Raw genomic sequence first — 25,607 nt, 5'->3', positions numbered from 1 at the left:
CCCTTGAGCGCCGCCGCCCGCCCGGCAGCTGTCCTCTTGTGTTTTTGCCGCTGCTCGTCTTCGCCGCTGCCGCTCTCACCCCGCCGCGGCGGGGTGAGAGCAGTGGGCTTTAGAGACGAGAGTTTTCCGCAGGGCCCGTCCTTCTCGACCTGCGAGCGATGACCGCGACGTCGGCGAACGGCACGGGGATCGGGGCCTTGGGTTTGTGGACGGCGGCTTCGACGGCGTACACCCTCGGGTCGCGCATCACGTCCTCCGCGATCTCGGCCGCGAGCCCTTCGATCAGTTTGCGCGGCGGCCCGCCCACGATCTGCGCCGCCCGCACCGCCAGCGCGCCGTAATCAAGGGTGTCTTCGAGGTCGTCGCTCCGCGCGGCCTTGGCGAGGTCGCACCAGACCGTGAGATCGACCAGGAACTCTTGGTCCGCCTCGCGCTCCTCGTCGCCGTAGCCGTGGCGGGCCCAGACGGAGACGCCGCGCAATTCGATCCGATCAGCCATGATGGTGTGCTCCTTCGCCGGTGAACTCCGCGGCGGCACGCGCCGCCGCCCGATTCGGGCGTGGCGCGTGCACACGCACGCCCCACGCGCCGAGCGTCGCCGCCAGAGCGGTGACTGCTGTGGTCCCCGCCTCCCGCCAGACAAGCTCTGCCTGGTCGGCCTCGGCATGCCCAGAGGCAAGCGGGAGCCCCGAGCCAAGGAATCGCTTGCGGGACGCGCCGATGAGCACGGGGAAACCTGTCGCACGCAACTCGTGGACTCCTCGGATCAACGCCCAGTTCTCCTCGGTGTTCTTCCCGAACCCCAGCCCAGGGTCGAGGATGATCCGATCACGGGCCACCCCGGCGGCCAACGCCGCCCCGGCCCGCTCGGACAACTCTTGCGCCACGAGCGCCGCCGTGGTCCCGCCGGGGCGATAGCCGTGGTCGCGGGCCGGGGCTCCGGGCCAATGGCCGAGCACCAGCCACGCGCCGGCTTCCGCCGCGGCGGTCAGCAGCTCCGGGTCGCACAGTCCGCCAGCGACGTCGTTCACCATGCGCGCGCCCTGTGCCAGCGCCGCCCTGGCGACAGCCGCCGCGCAGGTGTCCACGCTGACGAACACCCCGGCCGCGGCCAAGCCGCGGACAGCGGGAAGAATCCGCTCCAGTTGCTCGCTCGGGTCGACCTGCGCGGCCCCAGGCCGAGTGGACTCCCCGCCGACATCGACGATGTCCGCGCCTTCGGCGACAAGGCGCAGTCCTGCGCGCACGGCCGCCTCGCCCGCCCCTCGCGGCGCGCTGGCCAGACCGTCGCCGGAGAACGAATCCGGCGTGCAGTTCAGGACGCCCATGATCGTGAGAGCGGGGGTCATGCGCGGAGGATGAAGCCCAAGGCTTCTGCCCGAGACGACGGATTGGTGCGGAGCAGTCCGCGGACCGCTGACGTCGTCACCCGCGCGGACTGCTGGCGGTCGGCGCGGACCTGCATGCACAGATGCTCGGCCTCCACCACGACAATGACGCCGCGCGGGCGCAGGTGCTCCATGAGCGCGTCGGCTACCTGCGAGGTCAATCGCTCTTGGATTTGCGGGCGGCGGGCATAGAGGTCGACGAGGCGGGAAAGCGCGGAGAATCCCACCACCGAGCCGCCGACGCCGGGGATGTAGCCGACATGCGCGTTCCCGTGGAACGACAGAAGGTGGTGCTCGCAGACCGACTGCACGCGGATGTCTTTGACCAGCACCAGTTCGTCATGGTCGGCGGCGAAGCTCTCCCCGAGCACGTCTTCGGGGTTCTGCTCCAACCCCGAGAACAACTCACGGTACAGCTTCGCGACCCGCGCGGGCGTTCTGGACAACCCTGGGCGGTCCGGGTCCTCGCCGACGGCGATGAGCAATTCTCGGACAGCCGCTTCTGCCCTGTTGTCGTCAAAAGCCGACTTGGTCTGCTCGAAGCTCTCCACGAAGACTCCGTGCGCTCAGCCCGCTTGATGCGGCTGGGCGGCGCGGGGGCCGGAAGCCAGGCTCGCAGAGGCTGGCGCGGGCACACGGGACGGGCTCGGCGCGTCCGGGGCGGGACCCTGATCTTGGCCGGCCGCGTGGGCAGGAACGTGCGGAGGAACCGGCGGCCACGGCTCGCCGCGTTCGACGGCGAGTTCCCTGGGCGTCTTCACGGGCGGGCGGTCGGACGGGGCGCGGTCCCCGAACACGTCGAAGGCGGTGATTTTCGGCCGTTTCTGCACGCCCGCAAGGATCTCTTCGAGCTCCTTTTGGTGCAGGGTCTCTTTTTCCAGCAGCTGTGTCGCCAAGGCGTCCAGCTGGTCGCGGTACTCCACCAACACGGCCCACGCCTCGGTGTGGGCGGCCTCGATGAGGTCGCGCACCTCCGCGTCGATCTCTTTGGCGACCTCGTGCGAATAATCGGAGCGCTGCCCCATGGCGCGGCCGAGGAACGGGTCCTCCTGCTCGTCGCCGTAGCGCACCGCGCCGAGCCTGGCGCTCATCCCGTACTCCATGACCATGGTGCGGGCGACCTTGGTGGCCCGGTCGATGTCGGAGGAGGCCCCGGTGGTCGGCTCGTGGAAGACCAGCTCCTCCGCGGCACGGCCGCCGAGGAGCATCACCAGCCGGGCGATCAGCTCGGAGCGGGTCGCGAGCCCCTTGTCGTCCTCGGGGACGGTCACCGCGTGCCCGCCGGTGCGCCCGCGCGCAAGAATCGTGACTTTGTACACCGGATCAAGGCCGGGCATCGCCCAACCGGCGAGGGTGTGGCCGCTCTCGTGGTAGGCGACGATCTTCTTCTCAAGCTCGCTGATGATGCGGCTCTTGCGGCGCGGCCCGCCGATCACCCTGTCCACGGACTCCTCCAAGGCGGCAGTGGTGATGAGCTGGCCGTTCTCCCGCGCGGTGAGCAAGGCCGCCTCGTTGAGCACGTTCGCGAGGTCTGCGCCGGACATGCCGACCGTCCGCTTGGCGAGCCCTTCGAGGTCCGCGTCAGGGGCGATGGGCTTGCCCTTCCCGTGGACCGCGAGGATGGCGCGACGGCCCGCGATGTCCGGGTTGCCCACCGGGATCTGACGGTCGAAGCGGCCGGGCCGCAGCAGGGCGGGGTCGAGGATGTCCGGCCGGTTCGTGGCAGCCATGACAATGACGCCTTGCCGCTCCGAGAAGCCGTCCATCTCGACGAGAAGCTGGTTGAGCGTCTGTTCACGCTCGTCGTGGCCGCCGCCGAAACCCGCGCCGCGCTGGCGGCCGACCGCGTCGATCTCGTCCACGAAAATGATGCATGGGCTGGCCTGCTTGGCCTGCTCGAAAAGATCCCGCACGCGAGAGGCGCCGACGCCGACGAACATCTCCACGAAATCCGAGCCGGAGATGGTGAAGAACGGAACGCCCGCTTCGCCGGCCACGGCCCGCGCAAGCAGGGTTTTGCCGGTGCCCGGCGGGCCGAACAGCAGCACGCCGCGCGGGATCTTCGCGCCGAGCGCCTGGTAGCGGGCAGGGTTTTGCAGGAAGTCTTTGATCTCGTAGAGCTCCTCGACCGCCTCGTCCGCGCCCGCCACATCGGCGAAAGTCACCTTGGGGACGTCTTTGGAGAGCTGCTTGGCGCGGGAGCGGCCGAACCCGAAGCCGCGCGGGGAGTTCTGCATCCGGGTGATCGCGAAATAGAACAGGACGCCGATGAGCAGGATCGGGCCGTACAGGACGAGCGCCTGCGAGAGGAAGCCGGGGTCGTTGTTGACGACGTTGTATTTGGCCGCCGAACCGTTGGCCTTGCGCAGCTGTTCGAGCTGTTCGAAGACTTTGTCCAGCGCCCCGCCCGGAATCGCGGCGTAGACGTCGGTCTTGCCGCCCGTGTCGCTGGACGCGTGCTTCAGTTTCAACCGCAGCCGCTGCTCGGAGTCCTCCAGCACAGCGGACTCGACGTTCGCCGGGTCGTCGAGCTGCTTCATCGCCACAGAGGTGTCAACCTGCTGGAAGCCTCGGGTGTCGTCGCTCACGTAGGAGAAGATCCGCCAGATCGCCAACGCTGCGGCCACGATCACGACGATGCGGATCAGTGCCGATCGGTTCATGTTCTCGTTCGGTCGCTCAGGACCTGTCCTCTCGTTTCGTCCACAGAAGTTCCAGTCTAGGTTACGCGAAGGCGCGGCCAAGCCGCGCCTTCGCGTAACCGAGCAGCCGCAGCGCGGGCCCGGCCGCCGAAATCCAGGGCAGGGCCAGGGCCCTGGGCCACGGCTTATCCGCGTCGGCGTAGGCTGTGGGCGATCATCCGCCGCCGCGCGGAGCGGGCGGACGGCTTCTGCGAATGGAGAGACACTATGGGCGTTGCGCGCACACCCGCCCTTGCGGCGCTCGCTTGCTTCCTCGCGTTCGGCGCGGCTCCCCTCGCTGGTTCCCCGCCCGCCGCCGCCGCGCCTCCGTGCCCGGCATTGGACGATGTCGAGGAGAAAATCGGCGACATGCAGTTCGACCTCGAGAACTTGCGGCTGGTCATGAACAACGCCTACGCGAGCATCGACGTCAAAAAGCACGACGAGGATTTCCGGCTCAAAACCATGATCAACGCCTTCGGCTACCTCGGCCGCGCGGTGGCGGCAGCGGGCGACCCGGGGCTGAGCCAGCAATTCGAGGCCGTCACCCCGGATTACGAGCACATGCGGGACGCGGTCGAGGGCCAATTCGTCGTGGTCCAAGACGACCACGACGACTTCTTCAGCGGCGTCCGCTACCAGAGCCCGAGGCTCGCCGGAACCGGGGCCGACCCAGACGCTTACGCAGCGATCGACGCGCTGGAGGGCGGCCTGCGCGATCTCAGCGCGGCCCTCGACCCCCTGCGCGAGCAGGGCGGTTGCCCCGCGCCGGGCGAGGGCGGGGCCGGGGCGGACGACGAGAGCGGCGCGCCGGACGAGGACGAGCCGCAATGCCGGTTCCACCCCGGCTCGAACCAATGCGACGCGACCGGGAGCATTCTGCACTAACGAGGCGCGGCAAGCAGGTCAAGGCGCATTTCGAGCTCTTGGTGCGACAGGCCGGGGGCGAACGTGGGGCGGGCTCGGCGGGTGTAGGAAAAACCAAGCTCCTCGTAGACGCGCCTCGCGACGTCGTTGTGCTCGGCGACTTCCAAGAAGACCGCGCGAAGCCCCTCCGCCCTCGCTTGGCCGATCACCGCCTGGGAGAGCAGGGCCCCAAGCCTGCGCCCCCGCGCCCTGGCCGCGACGAACACGCTGATCAACATGCCCGTGCTAGCGGGCAGTTGCTCTGTCAACGCAGTGCCCTTGTCCGCGCTCGCCGCAGCATGCCCCGTCGGAGTGGCCAGACCGGCGAGCCCGACGACGTCAGAACCCGTCCGCACGTAGAAGTAGCGGTTCTTCCCCATGATCTCGCGCCAGAAGGACTCCGGCTGGTCCACCATGTCCTCGAGCTTCGTCGAGTACATGTCCGGGGCTGTGCGCAAGGCTTCGAGCCGGATCGCGCGGTGGCGCTCCCAATCGTCTTGGCAGAGCCGGAAAAGAGTGACGCTGGTTACTTCTTCCTCGCCTGGATCAGGAGCCATTTGGGCACTTTCTCCGCATGGTCCAAGTCCACCGCCTTCTCCACACGCATCAACACCACGGGGCAACGCAGGCATCGTGGCTGGCTCTTGCAACATTTCTTCTTCGGTTGCAAGCTGGCGAACTTCTTCGCTTTCACGCAGATCAGCCTACCCTTCTTCCGGAGGGGCGACGACCAGCGCGCGGCGTCGGGGCCGGTAGATTCGCCAAGGACAGAACTTCCTGACACAATCTCCATCCGTGACCCACACGGAATTCCGCAATATCGCCATTGTCGCCCACGTCGACCACGGCAAGACCACACTCGTGGACGCCATGCTCCGGCAATCGGGCGCTCTCGCCGAACGAGGCGAGGCGACGGACCGGGTGATGGACTCCGGCGACCTCGAACGCGAGAAAGGCATCACCATTCTCGCCAAGAACACCGCTGTGCACCGGCACAACAAGGACGGCTCGGTCACGGTGATCAACGTGATCGACACCCCCGGCCACGCAGACTTCGGCGGCGAGGTGGAGCGCGGCCTCTCCATGGTGGACGCAGTGGTCCTTTTGGTGGACGCGAGCGAGGGCCCGCTGCCGCAGACCCGATTCGTGCTGCGCAAGGCGCTCGAATCCTCCCTGCCGGTGATCCTCGTGGTGAACAAGACCGACCGGCCGGACGCGCGCATCGACGAGGTGGTCGAGCACACGCACGACCTCATCCTCGACATCGCCTCCGAGCTTCCCCCGGAAGCGGCCAAAGCCGCGGAGCACGCCCTGGACTTGCCCATCCTGTTCGCGTCGGGCCGCGCTGGGGTGGCCTCCAAAACCCAGCCCGCGGACGGCACGGTGCCCGAGGGCGACAACCTCGACCCGCTCTTCGACGAGCTGCTGGAAGTCGTGCCCCCGCCCTCGGGCGATCGGAACGCGCCGTTCCAGGCGCTGGTCACGAACCTCGACGCTTCGCCCTTCCTCGGCCGCCTGGCCCTGCTGCGCATTCACAACGGCCAACTGCGCAAAGGCCAGACCGTCGCGTGGATGCGCGAGGTGAACGGCGAGCCGCAGGTCTCGAACGTGCGGATCTCCGAGCTGCTCGTCACCACCGGCGTGGAGCGCAGCCCCACCGACCTCGCGGTCGCGGGCGACATCGTGGCGGTCGCCGGGATCCCCGAGATCATGATCGGCGACACCCTCGCCGACGCAGAGCACCCGGTGGCGCTGCCCCGCATCGCCGTGGACGAGCCCGCGATCTCCGTGACCATCGGCACGAACTCCTCCCCCCTCGCGGGCCGAGTCTCCGGGCACAAACTGACCGCCCGGATGGTGCGGGCGCGCTTGGACCAGGAGCTCATCGGCAACGTGTCGATCAAGGTCATCGACATCGGCCGCCCCGACGCCTGGGAGGTCCAGGGCAGGGGCGAGCTGGCGCTCGCGATCCTCGTCGAGCAGATGCGCCGGGAGGGCTTCGAGCTGACAGTCGGCAAACCGCAGGTGGTGACCAGGATTGTCGACGGCAAAGTGCATGAGCCGTACGAGCGGCTGACCGTCGACGCCCCGTCGGAGTTCATCGGCGCGATCACCCAGCTGCTCGCGGACCGCAAAGGGTCGTTGGACGACATGGCGAGCCACGGAGCCGACTCGACGCGGATGACTTTCCGCGTGCCCTCGCGCGGGCTCATCGGCTTCCGGACGGAATTCCTCACCACGACCAGGGGCACCGGCATCGCGAACGCGGAGTTCGAAGCCTACGGCCCATGGGCGGGCGAGATCCGGGGCCGCCACACCGGCTCGCTCATCTCGGACCGCGCTGGCGCGGTGACCGCGTACGCGCTCATCAACCTCGCCGACCGGGGCACGTTCTTCGTCTCGCCGGGCGATCTGACCTACGAGGGCATGGTCGTCGGCCTCAACCCTCGCGCCGAGGACCTGGACGTCAACATCACCAGGGAGAAGAAACTCACCAACATGCGCGCTTCGACCTCGGACGCGACGGAAACCCTCGTCAAGCCGATGGAGATCGACTTGGAGATCGCGATGGAACTCTGCGCGAACGACGAGTGCGTCGAGGTCACCCCCGAAATCATCCGAATCCGCAAAGCGGAACTCCTCGCGAGCGACCGCGCGAAGTCGCGCAGCCGCGCGAAGGCCGCCAACAACAACTGACCATGGCCATCCCTGTCTTCGCCGACGTCGACACCGGGATCGACGACGTGTGGGCGCTGCTGACCCTGCTGTCGCACCCTGAGGCGGACCTCGTCGCCGTCGCGTGCACAGCGGGGAACGTCCATGTGGACCAGGTGTGCGCCAACACGCTCGCCGTGCTCGAACTCGCCGGGCGGGCGGATATCCCGGTGTCCCAAGGCAGGCAGGCCCCCCTGCGCCTCGCCCCCGGCGAGCGGTTCGACATCGCCGACGACACCCACGGCGGCTGCGGGCTGGGCTACGCGGCCGTGGACGAGGCACAAGCCTGGACCACCCCTTACGACGCCGCCGAGGCATGGGCGCGGGCGGCGCGGTCCAAACCGGGCGAGCTCGTCGGCCTGGTCACCGGCCCGCTCACCAACCTCGCCCTTGCCTTGCGGGCCGAACCGGAGCTGCCGCGGCTGCTGCGCCGACTGGTCGTCATGGGCGGGTCGTTCGACTACCCCGGCAACACCACCCCGGTCGCAGAGTGGAACATCTCTGTGGACCCAGAGGCCGCGAAAGAGGTCTTCGACGCGTGGTCCGATGCGGTCGAGCACACACCGGGCCCGCCTATCGCATTGCCGTTGATCTGCGGGTTGAACCTCACCGAGCGAATCATCTTGACCCCCGAGCTGCTCGGCAAACTCGGCGAACTGGTCGAAGGAGCACCCCGTCCGGCGCTGTCGCAGAACGACCCGCGCGGAAAACGCTCGAACGCGCACAACCCGCTCCTGCGCCTTCTGGAAGACGCCACTCGGTTCTACTTCGAGTTCCACCACGACCAGGGCGACGGGTACATCGCGCACATGCACGACCCGTTCGCCGCAGAGGCCGCCATCGACCCGGAAATCGTGTTGAGCGCGCCAGCGGCTGTGGACGTCGAGCTGTTGGGGCTGATTACCCGAGGCATGACGGTGGCGGACTGGTCTGGGAAGTGGCGGCGCGAGCCGAATGCGGCAATCGCGGTCGCGACCGACACTGGCGGCTTCTTCGACAGGGTGATCCCCCGACTGGCGGCCTTCCTCAGACAACGGGGCTGAGACGCCGCGGCGTTGTCCAGGCTGGGCTTCGCGCCTCGGCCCGGCTACTCCTTGTCAGCCTTCTCCTTTTCTTTGGCCTTCACCCACTGCGCGACCAGCTCGACCACGAGCTGCGGGCGCCCGATCCACCCCGCGTGGCCGAGCCGCTTTTGGATATGCTCCTGGGTGGGCTTGGCGCCCGTGAAGAGCCGCAGGAAGTCCTGCAACACCTTGGGGGGCACATACGGGTCGGCCTCCAAGGTGGCCCCGAGGACAGGGATGTCGATCTCGCTCAGCGCCTCTTGCGCGTCGAACTCAATGCGGGCGGGCTGGAATTTGCCCGTGAGGATGACCAGGCCGCTGTCCCACAGCATGCCTCGGGGCTGGCGCCCGTAGCCGCCGTCGAATTTGGCGAACACCGCCGGGTAGACCCGGAAGAGCTGCGCTCCGAGGTTCATCCCGACGACGCCGAGGGAGACCAGGGCCGCAGTGAGCGGGCTGGCGTGGTTGCGCCGGTGCGAAATACCCGTGGCCAGCAGGATGAGGCCGTCGACCTCGCCGGGGTGCTGGGACACATACAGGCTGGCGAGGTGACCGCCCAGGCTGTGGGCGAACACATAGACCGGGGCTTCGGGGAACAGCTCGTGGACATCGGCCACGATGAGCGGGAGGTCGTCCTGGAAGTGGCGCTTCCAGCCCCAGTTGAGGAACGGATTCGGCCTCGGCCTGCTCGCCCCCTGCCCCCGAAGGTCGAACGTGACGACCTGGACCCCTTCCTGGAGGACGCGCGCGGCGAATTTGTCGAGCGCGGCCGCCGGGGTGCCGTAGCCGGGCACCACGAGGAGCACGGGGGCAGCCGGGTTGTCCTCGGACGCGAAGACCCTCATGTAGGTGTACGCCTCGTGGGTGAGGTCGATGCGACGCACGCGCATGCTGCTCTGTCCTCTCTATCTTCCGTCCAGCCCTGGGGTCACTTGGAGAACTTCCAGTGACAGGTCACTTCATTGCCGTACCCCGCGGCGGTTTTGTTGTCCAACAGGTCGTTGTCCAAGCTCATCGAACAGGTCGGCCCGGCGAGATTGCCGTTGCTCTTCTGCGGGACTTTCACGGTGAGGACGACTTCGACCAGCGAGCCCTCAAGGTCCACCGCCGTCCCTTGCGTCGGCGGCTCCCACGGCAGGGAGACGGTGCGGGCGAAGGTTTGGGTCTGCGGCTGGGATTTGTTCGCGAGATGGCGGACCACGGTGTAGGTGATGTCCGCGGTCTCCGCGTTGTTCGCGGCGCCTTGCTCCGCGTACGCGTGCGCGCGCAGATAGACGACTTGTCCGAGTTTTCCGGTGGACCGAAGCTCGTCGAGGGAGTCTTTCGCGAACCACGCGAGCACGGCGGCCCCGACGGCCAAACCGAGGACGAACACGGTCGCGACCGCGACCCATGGCCAGATTTTGCGCCGACCTGCGTTCTCGGCGGCGCGCAGCGCGGCAAGATCGGTGTGCGGCACCGCCCAAGGGTCGTCTTCTGCCATCGGCCCCGTCCTCCTGTCTCTCGACCACTGTCAGCAACAAGGTTTTCTACTCGCATGAAGGATACAGCGGGCCTCGCGACATGGCGGCGAGCCCCTGCGCGCGGACGAGGGCAAGCAGGGCGGAGAGCCCCGCCGGATCGATTTTGCGGCAGGAAAGTGACCCGCATTACTTTTGCTAGCAACATTAGCTCGGAAACACTGACGGGGGCCACCTCTAGCGCTTGCGTCCTAGGTCACACCGGGCATACAATCGGTAGAGTTCTGTACACCGGCACAGGTTTTGTCAAGATGGAGACGCCAATGACCAGCACGCTCGAACCGCACGTCAACACGGGCGCAGCCCGCGCCGCGCAAGCTATCGGGACCACGCTCTCCACCGGAGCCTCGCAGACCCGCGCCAAGCGGATCGGCGACCGCGAGAAAACCGCCGCGCGCCTGCTGCGCTCGTCGGTGGAGCGCAGCTACGACGCCGAAGTGGACATCGACTGGGACGAGCCGTGGCTCCCTGGGAAGCTTTTCTACCCGGAGCACCGGCTCACGCTCTACGGCACGAGGATCTGGGACCAGCTGTCCCCCGAGCAGCGCGTCGAACTCGGCAAACACGAAATGGTCCGCGTGTTCGCCTTCGGCATCCTCGTCGAAGGGGTGCTGAGCGTCATGCTGTACCGCAACATCGCGGCCGGCAACCTCGTGGACGACAGCACGCGCTACATGCTCACCGAAATCGGCGACGAGACCCGCCACTCGATCATGTTCTCCCGCGCCGTGAACAAGATCGGGGTCGAGCCCGCCCTGTTCCCCCCCAGGATCACTAAAATGATCATGGGCATCGTCAGCAACATGCCCCTCGGCGCATGGTCCTACGGATGGACGTTGCTCTTCGAAGAAGTCCTCGACCGGCTGCAGCGGGAAGCCGTTGCCGACGACACCGTCCAGCCGCACCTGCGCCAGCTCTTCAAGATCCACGTCCTGGAAGAGGCCCGGCACATCACCTTCGCCCGCGAAGAACTCGTCCGCAGCTACCAGGCCGCGGGCCGAGTCCGGAAAGGTTTGGACCGGCTGCTCGTCGCGGGCGCGACCGCGCTTGTGGCTCCGCTCACCTTCTGGCCCGCGTTGTACCGGCGCGCATTCGGCATCTCCGCGTTCCGCGGGTTCCTCGCCGTGCAGCTCAGCGAGAACTACCGGGCGAACGCGCAGTTCATCTGCGAGCCGATGATCCGGTTCTTCCACGAGGCGGGCATGATCGACGGCTGGTTCACCAAGCGGATCTGGAAACTCAGCCGCGCGCTGCCCGACGACGTCCACGAAGACGTCTTCGGCGAGCCCCGCAAGGAAAGCACGCCCTCGCTCTTCGGCCGAATCCTGCGCAGGCTCGTGGGGGCCTGATGACAGCGGCTCCCGCAGCAGACCGGTCCCAACTCGGCGCGCATGTGCGCCAGCTGACGATCGCGGAAGTCGTGCAGGAGACCAAGGACGCCGTCTCCATCGCGTTCCGGATTCCCGACGACATGGTGGAGGCGTTCAAATATTGGCCCGGCCAGTATTTGACCCTGCGCATCCCGAGCGAGCGCACGGGCTCGGTGGCCCGGTGTTACTCGATCTGCAGCTCGCCGCACCTGGACGACGACGAGATCCTCGTGACCGTGAAACGGACCCCGGAGGGCTACGCGTCGAACTGGCTGTGCGACAACGCCGCGCCGGGCATGTCGATCCCTGTGCTGCCGCCCTCGGGCACGTTCTACCCGAGGTCTTTCGGCCACGACTTGCTGATGTTCGCGGCGGGCAGCGGGATCACCCCGATCATCTCGATCATCAAATCGGCGCTGGCGGCAGGAACGGCGCGCGTCGCCCTGTTCTACGCCAACCGCGACCCGGAGTCGGTCATCTTCGCCAAACAGCTCGCGGTGTACGCCGAGGAGTTCCCCGACCGATTCGTGGTGCAGCACTGGCTCGAATCCGAACAAGGACGGCCGAGCGCGGAGGCGCTGGCCGCGTTCACGGGCGGCAGGCAGCACAGCCGAGTCTTCATGTGCGGACCGGCCCCGTTCATGGACGCGGTGGCCGCAGCCGCGACCGGTGCCGGCGTGGAGCCCGCGCAGCTGCACCGCGAGGCTTATTTCTCCCTGGACACCGACCCGTTCGCGCCGGTCGAGGTCAGAAACACGTCGGAGCTGCCGCCAGCACGGGTGACAGTCCAGCTGGACGACGGCGAGCACGTCCTCGCCTGGGACCGGGAGACGCCGCTCTTGAACCATCTGCTCGAACAAGGGCTGGACGTCCCGTACTCGTGCCGCCAAGGCGAATGCAGCTCCTGTGTGTGCAGCATCTTGGACGGCGAAGTGCGCCTCTTGCGCAACGAGACCCTCGTGGACGAGGACATCCGGCTCGGGCTCACCTTGGCCTGCCAGGCCGTGCCTGAGACCGACGAGGTCATCATCGCCTTCGACCAGTGATCTGGCCACACGACTCCTGAACAGAAAACGAAGGACGCACAGCATGATCGACGCGCACGCCGAACACGACTACGAAGGCCCTGTCCAGGTGGAGGTGGACGGCCACACGTTCACCGCACAAGCCGTCCTGCGCGGGCACCAGCAGCCGCTCGACGGGCGGTTCCGCTGGTACGGGCGCATCAAGGCGGACGCTGCGCTCAAGGAGATCGTCGGCGAGCGCGCGAACGGCAGCGTGACCACCGAACACGGCACCGCCAAAGGCGTCCTGGACGATTTGGACTTCTGGGACCGCTACCGAGTGGTGGGCCGTAGCCGCCCGCCGTTCCATGTGCCGAGCTCCATCGAGGAGGCCGAAGCCGAAGCGGCGGAGCACGAGGCGCAGCTCCTCGCGTCGCAGAGCCAAGGCACCGCCCAGTAGCCGATCAGACCAAAGAGCCGATCAAGAACCGTCGGCGGCTTCGGCGCACACGACGACGCCTCTCGCAGGGCTTTATTCGCCGCGGAGCAGGTCAGCGGCCCTGCCCACGATGAGCGGGTCGGGCGCGCCGACGATCTCGTGGTCTTTGTTCTCGTATTCGAACTTGCTGAGGACGTGGCGCATCGCGCCCAACCGAGCCCGCTTCTTGTCGTTGCTCTTCACGACGATCCACGGGGCTGCCGCCAAGTCGGTGAACCGGAAGACTTCCTCTTTCGCCGCGGTGTAGGCGTCCCATTTGTCGAGGGAGGCGAGATCCATCGGCGAAAGCTTCCACTGCCGCACCGGGTCCACCTGGCGAATCGCGAAACGGGTGCGCTGCTCCAGCCGGGAGACCGAGAACCAGAACTTGGTGAGGCTGATGCCGTCTTCGGCGAGCATCTGCTCGAACATCGGGGCCTGCCGCAGGAATTCGGCGTGCTGGACGGGGGTGCAGAAGCCCATGACGCGCTCCACACCGCCCCGGTTGTACCACGACCGGTCGAAGAACACCATTTCCCCGGCGGCCGGCAGGTGCTGCGCGTAGCGCTGGAAATACCACTGCGTCAACTCGCGCTCGGTGGGCTTCTCCAACGCGACCACACGGGCTCCACGAGGGTTCAGATGCTCCATGAAGCGCTTGATGGTGCCGCCCTTGCCCGCCGCGTCGCGGCCCTCGAAAAGGATGACATGCCGCTGGCCGGTCTTCTTGGACCACTGTTGCAGCTTCAGAAGCTCGATTTGCAGAAGGCGTTTCTCCTGCTCGTACTGATGGCGGCTGAGCCGTTCCTCGTACGGGTAGCCCTCGCGCCAGGTGTCGACCGCCGTGCCGCCGGGCGCGAGGAGCAGTGGATCGTCGTCGTCATCGTCCAGAACGGTGAAACCGCTCGTGTCGGCGAGGTCGACATGCGGATGAGGTTCGGCGGCGCTGGCTTGAGACACAGGGGGAATCTATCCTCAACTGGCGGCTTCGGGGTGAACGGGCGATGAACGCCCGGTTCGCCGCGCAAGAGCGGTTTCGCCGAGGGGAGCCCTGTGGCGCAGAACCGCGCGGCGCACAACCCTGAAAAGGGCAGAACCCCCCAGCGGAAAAGCTGGGGGGGTTCTGCGTCAGCAGGCGGGGCCGCTCAGAAGCCCATGTCGCCCATGCCGCCGGTCGGGTCGCCAGCAGGGGCGGCGGCCTTCTCCGGCTTGTCGGCGACGACAGCCTCCGTGGTGAGGAAGAGGCCCGCGATCGAAGCCGCGTTCTGCAACGCGGAACGGGTCACTTTCACCGGGTCGTTGATGCCAGCGGCGAGCAGGTCCTCGTACTCGCCGGTGGCGGCGTTCAGGCCGCTGCCAGCGGGGAGGTTGCGCACCTTGTCGACGACGACGCCCGGCTCAAGCCCGGCGTTGAAGGCGATCTGCTTGAGCGGAGCCTCGAGCGCGACGCGCACGATGTTCGCGCCGGTCGCCTCGTCGCCCGAGAGGCCCAAGCTGTCGAGCGCAGGGGCGGCCTGGAGCAGAGCGGAGCCGCCACCGGCGACGATGCCCTCCTCGACGGCGGCCTTCGCGTTGCGAACGGCGTCCTCGATGCGGTGCTTGCGCTCCTTGAGCTCCACCTCGGTCGCAGCGCCGGCCTTGATGATGGCGACGCCGCCGGCGAGCTTGGCAAGACGCTCCTGCAGCTTCTCGCGGTCGTAGTCGGAGTCGGTGTTCTCGATCTCCGTCTTGATCTGCGCGACACGGCCCGCGATGGCGGAGGAGTCGCCGGCGCCCTCGACGATCGTGGTCTCGTCCTTGGTCACGATGACCTGGCGAGCACGGCCGAGCAGCTCAAGGCCGGCGGACTCCAGCGAGAGGCCGACCTCTTCGGAGATGACCTCGCCGCCGGTGAGGATGGCGATGTCGGCCAGCTGCGCCTTGCGGCGGTCGCCGAAGCCGGGGGCCTTGATGGCGACGGACTTGAAGGTGCCGCGGATCTTGTTCACGACGAGGGTGGACAGGGCTTCGCCCTCGACGTCCTCGGCGATGATGACGAGCGGCTTGCCCGCCTGGATGACCTTCTCCAACAGGGGCAGCAGGTCCTTGACGGTCGAGATCTTCGAGGAGACGAGCAGGATGTACGGGTCCTCGAGAACCGCTTCCTGGCGCTCCGGGTCGGTCACGAAGTAACCGGAGATGTAGCCCTTGTCGAAGCGCAGGCCCTCGGTGAGCTCGAGCTGCAGGCCGAAGGTGTTGGACTCCTCCACGGTGATGACGCCGTTGTTGCCGACCTTGTCGTGCGCCTCGGCGATGAGCTCGCCGATGGCCGGGTCGCCAGCGGAGATGCCGGCGGTCGCGGCGATCTGCTCCTTGGTGTCCACCTTGACGGCGGAGGAAAGAAGCTTCTCCGTGACCGCTTCGACGGCTTTCTCGATGCCGCGCTTGAGGCCGAGCGGGTTCGCGCCAGCAGCGACGTTGCGCAGGCCTTCCTTCACGAGCGCCTGGGCGAGCACGGTGGCGGTGGTGGTGCCGTCGCCAGCGACGTCGTCCGTCTTCTTGGCGACTTCCTTGACCAGCTCGGCGCCGATCTTCTCATAGGGGTCCTCGAGCTCGATCTCCTTGGCGATGGAAACGCCGTCGTTGGTGATCGTGGGGGCGCCCCACTTCTTTTCGAGCACGACGTTGCGGCCCTTGGGGCCCAGGGTTACCTTGACAGCGTCGGCGAGGGCGTTCAGGCCCCGCTCGAGGCCGCGGCGGGCCTCTTCGTCGAACGCAATGATCTTGGCCATAGCGTGGTGATCCTCCATAGTCGGGGGTGACACGTTCTTCAGCGGCCGGCAGAGCGCCCGCGACGGACGGCCAGCCGTGTCATGTGCTGGCCTCGCCATCCCGGCCTAGCACTCACAGTTCGCGAGTGCCAATTGCCACGTTAGCACTCGGGCAGCGCGAGTGCAAGGAACAGTCCGGCGGCCAGCGCCTGGCCGCGAAGTACGCTCTTCCCATGCGTTTGTTTCGGCGGGCTTCGGGGTTGCTTTCGCTGCCGCTCACCGCCGCGGTCGCCGTCTGGGCCATCACAAGCGGCTGGTCGGCAGAATTTTTCATATCGTTTTTCCTGACAGCCGTCCTGCCGAGCACTGTCCTGTGCATCACCCGGTACCGCCGAGAGCGGGAGTTGACCGCGGGCATGTCCTGGGCGCAGGCTGTGAGTTTGCTCGGGCTTTTCGTCTTCGGCCTGACCGCGGTCGAAAACGGCGGCGAATCGCGGCGCGGCGAATGGCCCGGTTCGCATTCCCGATGGACCCGCCTGACGGGCTGGAGCCCGGACAGCGCGAGCGCCAGCGAGTCGGTCGCGCGCCTCGCCCTCGGGGTCGCGCTCCTCGCTTGGCTCGCGCTGTTCGTCCTCCTCATCCTCGACCTGCGGCGACACCTGGTCACCGGCTGGAACACACGACCCGACCCGTTCCCCTCGGGGCCGGCAAACCGCCGTCGCGACCTGCGCGCGAAGAGCTCCGCGGGCCAGAGGGCGCAGATCCCGAACCGGTCACGCCGCAATGACGAACCCGGCGCGAGGGGTTGACGCTCCCGCCTGGGACGCTCGACTATAAAGACGTGACCGCCCATTCCTCGCAGGCGCGGGGCGCCTCTGCGCCGCGTCCGCGCCTGCTCACGCGGGCCCTGCTCGCCCTCGCGGGCACGGTGGCGGCCGTTCCGCTCGCCGCGGCCGCCGACAGCGCGCCGAGCCTGGCGGGATCCCCGCCGTGGTTCGCGAACCAGGTGGGCGGCGCGCAACAAGTCGTCGCCGTGGCCGGGGACCAGACCGGCCACGCCAACGTGGAGGTGTGGGGCAAATACAACGGGCAATGGTGGAGCATGACCGGCCCGCTCAGCGGCCACATCGGCTCCGCGGGCGTCGCCGATGTGGCGAGCGAGGACGTTCCGGCCACGCCGACCGGCGTGTTCTCGCTGCCGTGGGCGTTCGGGACCGAACCCGCCCCCGCGACCGCCCTGCCGTACCACCGCACCGGCCCCAACGACTGGTGGGTCGCCGACGTGAACAGCCCGCTCTACAACCAATTCCAGACCTGCGCGCCCGGCTCCTGCCCGTTCAACGAGTCCAAGAGCGAACGCCTGGACGTGCCCGCCTACGCGCTCGCCGTGGTCATCGGCGTGAACCCGCAACACGTCCCCGGCGCGGGCAGCGCCTATTTCCTGCATTTGGACGGGGACGGGCCGACAGCGGGCTGCGTCGCCATCAGCGAGGCGGACCTGCGCAGCCTCATCACCTGGCTGCGGCCGGGGGCGGTCATGGCCGTCCAAGGATCCTGACCAAGAACCGCCTTCCCGACCATGCGCCGCGTGGTGGGACATCGCGACTTGGTCTCGCCCATATGACAAACGCGCCGCGACGGCTTGACGCGCCGAGCGGGAAGTTTGACGATACCCATGTGACTTTTGGGACTTCTGCGACTTTTGGGAAGCGTGCGCTCGCTGTGGCGCCTGCGGTCCGCCGCGCGCTCGTCAGCATCGCAAGCGCCATCGCTCCCCTCGCGCTCGCCGCCTCGGCAACTGCCGCGCCCACCATGGCGGCGGCCCCGCCGTGGTTCGCAGGCCAGGTGGGCGGCGCACAACAAGTCGTCGCGGTGCTCGGGGACCAGACCGGCCACGCCAACGTGGAAGTGTGGGGCAAATACAACGGGCAATGGTGGAGCATGACCGGCCCGCTCCCCGGCCATGTCGGCTCCGCGGGCGTCACCGACCACGCGAGGGACGGCTACCCCGCCACCCCCGCCGGAGTCTTCACCCTGCCGTGGGCGTTCGGCACCGACCCCGCCCCCGCGACCGCCCTGCCGTACCACCGCACCGGCCCCAACGACTGGTGGGTGGGGGATGTGAAAAGCCCGCTCTACAACAGCTTCTCGCAATGCGCCCCCGGCTCCTGCCCGTTCAGCGAGAAGGAAAGCGAGCAGCTCGCGATCCCGCAGTACGCGCTCGCCGTCGTCATGGGCGTGAACCCGCAGCGAACCCCCGGCGCGGGCGGCGCGTTCTTCCTCCACGTCCAAGACGGCGGCCCGACAGCGGGCTGCGTGTCGATCGACAAGGAGGCGCTGCGCAGTCTCATCACCTGGCTCAAACCAGGAGCCGTCATCGCGATCCGGCGCGCGTGAATGGGCGAACCGGCCGAGAACAAGCGGGCCGCCGCGCATAATGAACGAGTGATACGGCCTCTTCTCGCCGCGTTGGCGCTCGCGTTCTGCGGCGCGCTCGCGCCCCAAGCCGCAGCGGCTCCGTCGGCTCCGGCTTCTGCCCCCTGGTTCGCGAGCTGGGTCGGCGCGGCGACGCAAGTGGTCGCGGTCACCGCAGACGGCGACTCAGCGCAAGCAGTGGTGGGAGCCTGGGAGAAAACCGGCGGGACATGGGCGAACACCACCGGGGACGTGCCTGGCTGGATCGGAGCGGCCGGGTTGATCCGCAAAGCCGAGGACGACATCCCCGCCACCCCGGTCGGGGTGTTCTCGCTGCCCGCCGCGTTCGGCACCGACCCCGCCCCGCCGACCGGGCTGCCCTACCGGCAGACCGGCCCGAACGACTGGTGGGTGGGCGATGTGAAAAGCCCGCTCTACAACAGCTTCGCCACGTGCAAACCCGGCACCTGCCCGTTCAACGAGAGCGCCAGCGAGCAGCTGGACGACGACTCCTACTCCCTCGCCGTGGTCATGGGCGTGAACCCCGGACGAATCCCCGGCGCGGGCAACGCGTATTTCCTGCACGTCGCCGCAGACGCGCCCACGGAAGGCTGCGTCTCGATGGAGAAACCCGCCTTGAGCGAGATCATCGCCTGGTTGCGACCAGGCGCGGTCATCGCGATCCGCCAAGCATAGGAAAATCTGCGGGCACGCGCTGATCCTCGGCCAAAACGCCGGACGGGGCCGAACCGCCGACCGGGGCCAGGAGCGCCACACGGCAGAAATGGATCGGCCCCCGGCACAGCGCCGTGCTGGGGGCCGATCCATTTCTGGTCTCGGGGAACGCCTACGAGGCGTGAGGGAGGTGCTGGTGGTCGATCGCAGACAGGATGTCGTCCGAGCTGTCCTGGTACTCGTCGCACAGACCGGTCGCAAGAAGCTGCGTCAGCTCGAATTCCTCGAGCTCCTCCGCACTGCAACCGCTCAGGTCCAGATGTTGGATCTTCAGTTGACGGCTCATCTTCCTGACTCCTTCCTGTCGCCGATCCGATATGTCTTTATCTCTCGACAAGAGCAACTGTACTGCCCCGGGACCAGGAACGAAGTGACCTTTACCATACCCTCAGAAAGTCCTCACCAATTCTTATGTGGAAGGCTTGCGGCATGCGATCCGTCGAAGAGCACCAGCGCCGCGTCGCCGAGCTGATCCGTGCGCCAAAGCCCGTGCGACTGCCGCTCGGCCAAGCCCTCGGACGCGTCCTCGCGGAGGACATAACCGCCCAAATACCCCTTCCGAGCTTTGATAACTCCGCAATGGACGGATATGCGGCCCGCGCCGAAGACCTCGCCGGCGCCAGCGAGCAACACCCCGTCGTCCTCCCCGTCGCCGCCGATATCCCCGCGGGCAGCCCCGCGACGTTCGCGCTCGCTCCTCAGAGTGTCCACAGAATCATGACGGGCGCGTGCCTGCCGCCGGGCGCGGACGCGATCCTGCCCTTCGAATCCACCGACCGAGGAGCCGAGTTCGTGCGCGCCCACGCGCCAGCCAAGCCCGGCGCCCACATCCGCCGCGCGGGGGAAGACCTCCGCCGGGGCGAGCGCGCGCTCGCGGCCGGGGCACGGCTGCGAGCGCCGCAGATCGGCCTCATCGCCGCGCTCGGCTTCGCCGAAGTCGCCGTCTTCGCGCCCCTGCAGGTGCTCGTCCTCTCCACCGGATCTGAGCTCACCGCCCCGGGGCAACCGCTTGAGCGGGGAAGGATCTACGAGTCCAACAGCCCCATGCTCGCCGCCGCCGTCGAGGAGACCGGCGCTGTCGCGCACCGACTGCGCTTCGTCCCAGACAGTGTGGCGGCCTTCCACGCCCGGATCGGCCAAGCGCTCGCCGAACTCGGCGAAGTGGACCTGATCCTCACCTCGGGCGGCGTGTCCGCGGGGGAATACGAAGTGGTCAAACAGGCCTTCGCCGAAGGCCAAACCGAGTTCGGCCAGGTCGAGTTCGTCTCTGTCGCCATGCAACCGGGCAAACCACAAGGCTGCGGCGTGTACTCCCCGGCTCGCCGAGCGCACGCGGAAAGCGCCCCGCCGACGGCGGGCGCCGCCACAGCGCTGGTCGCCCTGCCAGGGAACCCGGTCTCGGCCCAGGTCTCCTTCGAGGTGTTCCTGCGCGAACCGCTCGCCGCGGCCATGGGCCATCCCCGCCCGAGGCGCCAGGTGCTGCGGCTCCCGCTCGCCGAACCAGTGCCGCGCTCCCCCGCGGGCAAACGGCAATTCCTTCGCGGGGTGCTGGCGCAGGACCGCAGCAGCGTCTCGCCGTTCGGGCCACCAGGTTCGCATTTCTTGCGGTCGATGGCGCTGTCCGACTGCCTCGTGGACATCCCCGCCGGGACCACCTCGCTGCCCGAGGGCGCCGAGGTCGACGTTTGGGATTTGGGCTAATCGCGCGCTGCGGGACTAGACTGTTCCATCATGGCACTCCCCCCTCGCCGACAAGGCGCAACCGGGCCGTCCGCCGAGTTAGAACGCTTTCTCGACCTGATAAAGGCAACACTGCCGCCGCCGCACCCCGCTGGCTACCCGTTCATCTTCGCCGGTCTGGGGGCCGCCGCGCTTTCCGCCGCCGCCCCAGGACGGGCGGGGGCGGCGCTGCGGCGCGGGGGCCTCGCCGCGGCCGCCGCGTGCGCGGTGTTCTTCCGCAACCCGCGCCGCGCCGCGCCGGACGACCCGTCGCTCGTCGTCGCGCCGGCGGACGGGCGCGTCAGCCTCGTGGACACGGCCGCGCCGCCCGGCGAACTCGGTTTCGGCGACGAGCCTCGGACACGGGTGAGCATTTTCCTCTCTGTTTTCGACGTGCATGTGCAGCACGCGCCAGTGGCGGGGCAGGTGCTCGCCGCCACGCACCGCGCGGGCGCGTTCGTCTCCGCCGAGCGGCCCGAAGCTTCCGAGCGCAACGAACGCCAGAGCCTCGTGATCGAGGAGGCTCTGACCCGCAAGCCTGTGGTCGTGGTGCAAATCGCCGGACTTCTGGCACGGCGCATCGTCTGCGACGCGACAGCGGGAAGCAGCCTGCGCCGGGGCGAGGTGTACGGCCTCATCCGGTTCGGCTCCCGCGTGGACGTGTACCTGCCAGCGGGGACGAAGCCCTTGGTGAAGGTCGGGCAACGCGCGGTCGCCGGCGAGACGGCGTTGGCAGCGTTGGCATGATCTCGGCAGCCCCGCGCCCCTTGCGCCCCGGTGTTCGCCTGCTGCCCAGCGTCATGACGGTCTCGGCGATCTGTCTCGGCCTGTCCGCCGCGAAATTCGCGATGGACCATCGGACAGAAGTGGCGCTGACGCTGATCGCCGCCGCCGCCGTGCTCGACGGATTGGACGGTCGGGTCGCGCGGCTGCTCGACGCCACCAGCAAGATGGGCGCGGAGCTGGACTCGCTCGCCGACGCCCTGAACTTCGGGGTCTCCCCCGCGCTCGTCATCTACATCGCCTTGCTCAAAGACGGCGCCGCGGCGCGCTGGAACTCCGCTGTCGGCTGGATCGCGGTGCTGCTGTTCGTGGTGTGCGCTGTGCTGCGCCTGGCTCGGTTCAACACCTTGACCGACAACGACGACGCGCCCCCGTACGCCAAGGAGTACTTCGTCGGGGTGCCCACGCCCGCCGGGGCGCTCACCGCCTGCGCGCCGATCGCCGCGGCGCTGCAATGGCACAGCGGTTGGTGGACCAATCCGTTCCTCGTCTCCGCGTGGGTCATGTTCATCGGCTTGCTCATGATTAGCCGGGTGCCGACCCTCGCGTTGAAATCCGTCTCCGTGCCGCCGCGCCTGGCCGCTGTGCTCCTCGTGTCCAGCGCCGCCGCCGTGGCCACCCTCATCGCCGCGCCGTACGTGTTCCTCATCGTGCTGATCCTCGTGTACATCGCGCACATCCCGTTCGCGTGGCGCAGTTGGCGATGGGTGACCGCCCGGCCGGACGCGTGGGAGCTGCGCCCGCCGCAACGGCGGGCCATGCGCCGGGCCATGCGCCGCGCCGAATCACCGCATCCCCGCGCGCGTGTCGCCCCGCAACCCCGCTCCGCGCGGCGTTTGGGCCTGCGCCGCCCCAAGAGCTGACTGGTTTTTCAGCATCATGACATGCGCAAAGAGCTCCCGGCCCGAGTGCTCGGCGGGCAGGACAGATGAGACCGCTGCGGGGGTTTCGGCCTGATCGGCGCGGCCGCGCCTTACGGGCGCTCGACGGCAGCCGGGTCGAGTTCGCCCAAGTAAGGCAAGTCCCGGTAGCGCTCGTCGAAGTCGAGGCCGTATCCGACGACGAAAACATTGGGGATGTCGAAGCCGACGTAGTCCAAAGCGACCGGCGCTTCCTGCGCTTCCGGCTTGCGCAGCAAGGCGCACACTTCGAGCGACTTGGGCTCGCGCGCGGCCAGGTGGCGCAACAGCCAGGACAGAGTGAGGCCAGAATCCACGACGTCCTCCACGACGAGCACGTCGCGGCCGCGGATGTCGCGGTCGAGGTCTTTGACGATCCGCACCACGCCAGAGGACTTCGTGGCCGCCCCGTAGGAGCTCACCACCATGAATTCCAGCTGCGAGGGGATGGGCAGGGACCTGGCGAGGTCGGCGGTGAACATCACCGCCCCTTTCAGGACCGTCACGAGCAGCAGGTCTTCCGAACGCGGCTGGCCGGGCCGATACGGGTGGTTCTGCGCGATCTGGTGCGCGAGCTGCGTGGTGCGGGCCGCGATCTGCTCCTCGGTCAGCACGACAGAGAGCACGTCGGCGTCGTACCAATTGGCCTGCGGGGCGGCGGCGACAGCCGACTCGTTCATATATGCCCTCCTGCGGCTGTTCTATCGGATTTCAAGTTCGAGCCTGCCATACGACCGCCGCGCCATCAACCGCCGCCCCCCGCCTTGCGGACCAGCGGCCGGCACCGCCACCGGTCCCTGGCCGCGCCAGGCGGACGCCAAGGCGTCCACGGAGCGGATCTGCGTCTCGGTCAGCGCCCCGGCCCCGTTGCCCATGAGCCACAGCCGCAACACCCGCCGCCGGATCGGCCCCGGAAGGCCCGCCACATCGGTGACGGCGATCTTCGCGCCGCCGATCTTGGCGTAGACCGCCGCCGCTTCCTCGTCGAGGTGGCCGTTGTCCGCGCGCACCGCGTCCGCCGTGCGCGCCAAAGCCTCAGCCACCCCGCCCTGGAGCACATCCTCCAACAGGGGCAGCACTTCTGCGCGCAGCCGGGCCCGGACGAACCTCGGGTCCGTGTTCATCGGGTCCTCATGCGGTTGGACCCCGAGTTCCGCGCACACCGCCCTGGTCATCGCGCGCCGCACGCCGAGCAGCGGGCGCCCCCATGGGTCGTCCCAGGCGCGCATGCCCTGGATCGACCGAGGGCCTGAGCCTCGGGCGAGGCCGAGGAGCACCGTCTCCGCCTGATCGTCCAGGGTGTGCCCGAGCAGCACAGGCGAACCGGCCCCAGCCTGCCGCAACGCCGCCTGCCGGGCCGTGCGGGCAGCGGCCTCCAATCCGCCTGCGCCGTTGACGGTCACGGGCAGCACGCGCGACCCCGAGCAGCCGAGGTCCAACGCGAGCTGCGCCGCGCGAGCAGCCGTCTGGGCAGATTCGGGCTGGAGCCCGTGGTCGACGACGAGCGCTTCGACTGCCGTGTGCTCCCGCGCGAGCGCGGCGGTGAGCGCGAGGGAGTCCGCGCCGCCGGAAAGCGCGACGCACACGCGGGCCTGCGCCGGGGCGTGCTGCGCAAGCCAGGCGCGCAGCGCCTTGCGCAGCTCCCACAAGACGACCCCGCCAGGTTGCGCCGGACTGCTCACCGGCAGCCGCATCCTCGCAGCGCCGACGCGAGCGCGTCCAGCGCGGCCCGCGTGTCCCAGGTGGCCCCGTCGTTGGACAGGAAAGCGAACACCAGCATCCTGCCGTCCTGGTCCGCTGTCTCGCCCGCGAGGGTCGACACGTCGTCGAGCGAGCCTGTCTTCGCCCGAACGAAACCGGCTCCCGCCGTGTTCTGCCCGCTGAGCGGGTCGCGGAAGCGCTCGGCGAGCGTGCCGGTCGCACCGGCGACCGGCAGCATGTCCAACAAAGGCCGCAGTCCGCTGGAGCGCCCGGTCGCCAGGGCCAGCACCCGCGCCAGCGTCCTGGCGGAAAGACGGTCGTCGAGCGAAAGGCCGTTGGAGTCCAAGCGCCGCGTGGCGGCAAGGTCCACACCGGCCTTGCCGAGCACCTCGTTCTCGGCCGCGACCGCGCCGCTGAAGGAAGCCGGTTTGCCCGCGCCCCGCGCCACTTCCCTCCCCACGGCTTCCGCGAGGACGTTGTCCGAGGCGAGCATGAATTGCAGGATGCGCTCGCGCAGCGGCGCAGATTGGACCTGCGCCAATGCGACCGCGCCCGCAGGGGCAGGCGCGAGCCGGGTCCGCTCCGGGTCGGCTCCGAGGCGCCGGGCGAGCTCCTTGCCCGTGTCGAGCGCGGGGGTCGTCGTCCTCGGCGACTCGTCCCGGCTCCGGTCCAGCCTGCCGCCGTCCAGCATCAGCGGGTCCATCGGCGTGATGAACCCGTCTGCGACGTCGCCGGGGAGCCAGCCTTGGGCGAAATTCGGGCCCTCGTAGGCCGAATCGTCCACGAGCACTTCGTCCACCGGCCCTGGGTGGTGTTGCTTGACCTGGGCGACGAGGTCGTCCAGCCGCGCCGCGCCGGGGTAGAACGACTGCTCCCCGTCGGGCGCCGCGGAAAGCGTCGGGTCTCCCGCGCCGACGATGACGACTTGCCCCGGGTCCGAGCCGGCCACCACACGCGTCGCCAGACGAGCGCCCAGGGGCAGGCTCAGCACCGCCGAAGCCGCTGTGAGCAGCTTCATCGTCGAAGCAGGGGTCATCGCCGCGTCGGGGTCCCGCTGCCACAGCGCGGCGCCGCTCACCCCGTCGAGCACGACGCCGGAGAACCGCGCCAACAGCGGGTTGTCGCCGAGCGGGTCCAACACCGCCGCGACGGCGGCTGCGGCCGGGCTCGGCGCGTCCGGGGAGACCGGGCGGATCTCTGGCCGCAACGCAGACCGGGGGGACGGCTCAGCCGGGGCGGGGGCGGCGGCGTTGGCCGACTGGTAGGCCTGAAAGCCCCACAGCCCGACCCCGACGACCACCAGCGCAACCAGGATCACGACCACGCCACGCGCGAGGTGTTTCGGGCGCGCGGGCGCAGAGCGCTGTTGCGGTGCCATATCCACACAGTAACGCGATATCGCCCACGCAGCGCACACCGCGCTCGGCGGGACCGGTATTGTTCCTCTCGCCAAGAACTCCATCACGACAAGCAGAAGAG

27 protein-coding genes are annotated in these 25,607 nt (G+C 68.6%); 13 read left to right on the top strand and 14 right to left on the bottom strand.

The window, feature by feature from the left end; translation table 11 throughout:
* Positions 1-109 precede the first annotated feature (109 nt).
* The 4 genes from folB to ftsH are packed head-to-tail and all read right to left on the bottom strand — an operon-like array spanning position 110 to position 4,051.
* A complete protein-coding gene (gene folB, locus SROT_RS02125; RefSeq protein ID WP_013137366.1) occupies positions 110-499 on the bottom strand; it encodes a dihydroneopterin aldolase in 390 nt (129 codons plus the stop codon).
* On the bottom strand, positions 492-1,349 hold the full coding sequence (gene folP / locus SROT_RS02120) for a dihydropteroate synthase (protein WP_013137365.1): 858 nt from the start codon (positions 1,347-1,349) through the stop codon (positions 492-494). The genes folB and folP overlap by 8 nt, the downstream gene beginning before the upstream one ends.
* Positions 1,346-1,939 carry a GTP cyclohydrolase I FolE gene (gene folE, locus SROT_RS02115; protein WP_013137364.1) on the bottom strand — a complete coding sequence of 198 codons (594 nt, stop codon included), beginning with the start codon at positions 1,937-1,939 and terminating at the stop codon, positions 1,346-1,348. Before folE ends, folP begins: the two co-directional genes overlap by 4 nt.
* A 15-nt stretch (positions 1,940-1,954) precedes the next feature.
* Positions 1,955-4,051: an ATP-dependent zinc metalloprotease FtsH gene (gene ftsH, locus SROT_RS02110; RefSeq protein ID WP_013137363.1), complete on the bottom strand. Its 2,097-nt coding sequence runs from the start codon at positions 4,049-4,051 to the stop codon at positions 1,955-1,957.
* Positions 4,052-4,297: 246 nt separating this feature from the next.
* Here ftsH and SROT_RS02105 point away from each other — a divergent pair, with 246 nt between their 5' ends.
* Positions 4,298-4,957 carry a hypothetical protein gene (locus tag SROT_RS02105; protein ID WP_013137362.1) on the top strand — a complete coding sequence of 220 codons (660 nt, stop codon included), beginning with the start codon at positions 4,298-4,300 and terminating at the stop codon, positions 4,955-4,957.
* Here the strand turns inward: SROT_RS02105 and SROT_RS02100 are convergent.
* Together SROT_RS02100 and SROT_RS16660 are read right to left on the bottom strand one after the other, a co-directional pair.
* Positions 4,954-5,532 carry a GNAT family N-acetyltransferase gene (locus SROT_RS02100; RefSeq protein ID WP_013137361.1) on the bottom strand — a complete coding sequence of 193 codons (579 nt, stop codon included), beginning with the start codon at positions 5,530-5,532 and terminating at the stop codon, positions 4,954-4,956. The two genes, SROT_RS02105 and SROT_RS02100, sit on opposite strands and share 4 nt — an antisense overlap.
* A complete protein-coding gene (locus tag SROT_RS16660) occupies positions 5,502-5,669 on the bottom strand; it encodes a hypothetical protein (RefSeq protein WP_187288053.1) in 168 nt (55 codons plus the stop codon). The genes SROT_RS02100 and SROT_RS16660 overlap by 31 nt, the downstream gene beginning before the upstream one ends.
* A 101-nt stretch (positions 5,670-5,770) precedes the next feature.
* Between SROT_RS16660 and typA the strand changes: the two genes are divergently transcribed.
* Complete coding sequence (gene typA / locus SROT_RS02095; protein ID WP_013137359.1) at positions 5,771-7,672, top strand: translational GTPase TypA; 1,902 nt, start codon at positions 5,771-5,773, stop codon at positions 7,670-7,672.
* Between the two features lie 2 nt (positions 7,673-7,674).
* On the top strand, positions 7,675-8,733 hold the full coding sequence (locus SROT_RS02090) for a nucleoside hydrolase (RefSeq protein ID WP_013137358.1): 1,059 nt from the start codon (positions 7,675-7,677) through the stop codon (positions 8,731-8,733).
* Positions 8,734-8,777: 44 nt separating this feature from the next.
* Here SROT_RS02090 and SROT_RS02085 read toward each other — a convergent pair whose 3' ends face one another.
* Positions 8,778-9,644 carry an alpha/beta fold hydrolase gene (locus SROT_RS02085; protein WP_013137357.1) on the bottom strand — a complete coding sequence of 289 codons (867 nt, stop codon included), beginning with the start codon at positions 9,642-9,644 and terminating at the stop codon, positions 8,778-8,780.
* Positions 9,645-9,682: 38 nt separating this feature from the next.
* Positions 9,683-10,237 carry a hypothetical protein gene (locus tag SROT_RS02080; RefSeq protein ID WP_013137356.1) on the bottom strand — a complete coding sequence of 185 codons (555 nt, stop codon included), beginning with the start codon at positions 10,235-10,237 and terminating at the stop codon, positions 9,683-9,685.
* A 300-nt stretch (positions 10,238-10,537) separates the two neighbouring features.
* Between SROT_RS02080 and SROT_RS02075 the strand changes: the two genes are divergently transcribed.
* From SROT_RS02075 to SROT_RS02065, 3 genes are read left to right on the top strand one after another with little or no spacing between them, the layout of a single operon-like run.
* Complete coding sequence (locus tag SROT_RS02075; protein ID WP_013137355.1) at positions 10,538-11,623, top strand: AurF N-oxygenase family protein; 1,086 nt, start codon at positions 10,538-10,540, stop codon at positions 11,621-11,623.
* A complete protein-coding gene (locus SROT_RS02070; protein ID WP_013137354.1) occupies positions 11,623-12,690 on the top strand; it encodes a ferredoxin--NADP reductase in 1,068 nt (355 codons plus the stop codon). The genes SROT_RS02075 and SROT_RS02070 overlap by 1 nt, the downstream gene beginning before the upstream one ends.
* 43 nt (positions 12,691-12,733) lie before the next feature.
* Positions 12,734-13,108: a DUF4873 domain-containing protein gene (locus tag SROT_RS02065; protein WP_013137353.1), complete on the top strand. Its 375-nt coding sequence runs from the start codon at positions 12,734-12,736 to the stop codon at positions 13,106-13,108.
* A gap of 72 nt (positions 13,109-13,180) precedes the next feature.
* Here SROT_RS02065 and ppk2 read toward each other — a convergent pair whose 3' ends face one another.
* Positions 13,181-14,086 carry a polyphosphate kinase 2 gene (gene ppk2, locus SROT_RS02060; protein WP_013137352.1) on the bottom strand — a complete coding sequence of 302 codons (906 nt, stop codon included), beginning with the start codon at positions 14,084-14,086 and terminating at the stop codon, positions 13,181-13,183.
* A gap of 185 nt (positions 14,087-14,271) precedes the next feature.
* Positions 14,272-15,897 carry a chaperonin GroEL gene (groL, locus tag SROT_RS02055; RefSeq protein WP_013137351.1) on the bottom strand — a complete coding sequence of 542 codons (1,626 nt, stop codon included), beginning with the start codon at positions 15,895-15,897 and terminating at the stop codon, positions 14,272-14,274.
* 212 nt (positions 15,898-16,109) lie between these two features.
* Between groL and SROT_RS02050 the strand changes: the two genes are divergently transcribed.
* From SROT_RS02050 to SROT_RS02035, 4 genes are all read left to right on the top strand, one after another.
* Positions 16,110-16,685, top strand: coding sequence for a hypothetical protein (locus tag SROT_RS02050; RefSeq protein ID WP_041406830.1), 576 nt, complete (start codon positions 16,110-16,112; stop codon positions 16,683-16,685).
* Positions 16,686-16,717: 32 nt separating this feature from the next.
* Positions 16,718-17,434: a L,D-transpeptidase family protein gene (locus SROT_RS02045; RefSeq protein WP_245535339.1), complete on the top strand. Its 717-nt coding sequence runs from the start codon at positions 16,718-16,720 to the stop codon at positions 17,432-17,434.
* A gap of 119 nt (positions 17,435-17,553) precedes the next feature.
* The gene (locus SROT_RS02040; RefSeq protein ID WP_245535338.1) at positions 17,554-18,273 is read left to right on the top strand and encodes a L,D-transpeptidase family protein; all 720 of its coding nucleotides are present in this window, start codon (positions 17,554-17,556) and stop codon (positions 18,271-18,273) included.
* A gap of 48 nt (positions 18,274-18,321) precedes the next feature.
* Positions 18,322-18,987, top strand: a complete 666-nt coding sequence (locus SROT_RS02035) for a L,D-transpeptidase family protein (RefSeq protein WP_245535337.1) — start codon at positions 18,322-18,324, stop codon at positions 18,985-18,987.
* 151 nt (positions 18,988-19,138) lie between these two features.
* Here SROT_RS02035 and SROT_RS16325 read toward each other — a convergent pair whose 3' ends face one another.
* Positions 19,139-19,312, bottom strand: coding sequence for a hypothetical protein (locus tag SROT_RS16325; protein WP_013137346.1), 174 nt, complete (start codon positions 19,310-19,312; stop codon positions 19,139-19,141).
* Positions 19,313-19,455: 143 nt separating this feature from the next.
* Between SROT_RS16325 and SROT_RS02030 the strand changes: the two genes are divergently transcribed.
* Genes SROT_RS02030 through pssA form a run of 3 tightly spaced genes read left to right on the top strand, consistent with a single transcriptional unit; the run spans position 19,456 to position 22,391 of the window.
* The gene (locus SROT_RS02030) at positions 19,456-20,727 is read left to right on the top strand and encodes a molybdopterin molybdotransferase MoeA (protein WP_013137345.1); all 1,272 of its coding nucleotides are present in this window, start codon (positions 19,456-19,458) and stop codon (positions 20,725-20,727) included.
* Between the two features lie 30 nt (positions 20,728-20,757).
* Positions 20,758-21,492, top strand: coding sequence for a phosphatidylserine decarboxylase (locus tag SROT_RS02025; RefSeq protein ID WP_013137344.1), 735 nt, complete (start codon positions 20,758-20,760; stop codon positions 21,490-21,492).
* The gene (gene pssA / locus SROT_RS02020) at positions 21,489-22,391 is read left to right on the top strand and encodes a CDP-diacylglycerol--serine O-phosphatidyltransferase (RefSeq protein WP_013137343.1); all 903 of its coding nucleotides are present in this window, start codon (positions 21,489-21,491) and stop codon (positions 22,389-22,391) included. Before SROT_RS02025 ends, pssA begins: the two co-directional genes overlap by 4 nt.
* A 110-nt stretch (positions 22,392-22,501) precedes the next feature.
* Here the strand turns inward: pssA and hpt are convergent, their stop codons facing one another.
* Genes hpt through dacB form a run of 3 tightly spaced genes read right to left on the bottom strand, consistent with a single transcriptional unit; the run spans position 22,502 to position 25,506 of the window.
* Positions 22,502-23,107, bottom strand: coding sequence for a hypoxanthine phosphoribosyltransferase (hpt, locus tag SROT_RS02015; protein ID WP_013137342.1), 606 nt, complete (start codon positions 23,105-23,107; stop codon positions 22,502-22,504).
* 21 nt (positions 23,108-23,128) lie between these two features.
* Entirely contained in the window at positions 23,129-24,121 is a 993-nt protein-coding gene (gene tilS / locus SROT_RS02010) for a tRNA lysidine(34) synthetase TilS (RefSeq protein WP_013137341.1), read from the bottom strand.
* On the bottom strand, positions 24,106-25,506 hold the full coding sequence (dacB, locus tag SROT_RS02005; protein WP_041406828.1) for a D-alanyl-D-alanine carboxypeptidase/D-alanyl-D-alanine endopeptidase: 1,401 nt from the start codon (positions 25,504-25,506) through the stop codon (positions 24,106-24,108). Before dacB ends, tilS begins: the two co-directional genes overlap by 16 nt.
* Positions 25,507-25,607: the final 101 nt, after the last annotated feature.

The organism is Segniliparus rotundus DSM 44985, assembly GCF_000092825.1.
Taxonomy (GTDB): domain Bacteria; phylum Actinomycetota; class Actinomycetes; order Mycobacteriales; family Mycobacteriaceae; genus Segniliparus; species Segniliparus rotundus.
The sequence above is the reverse complement of the archived record's forward strand: the minus strand, read 5'-3'. Positions and strand labels throughout refer to the sequence as shown.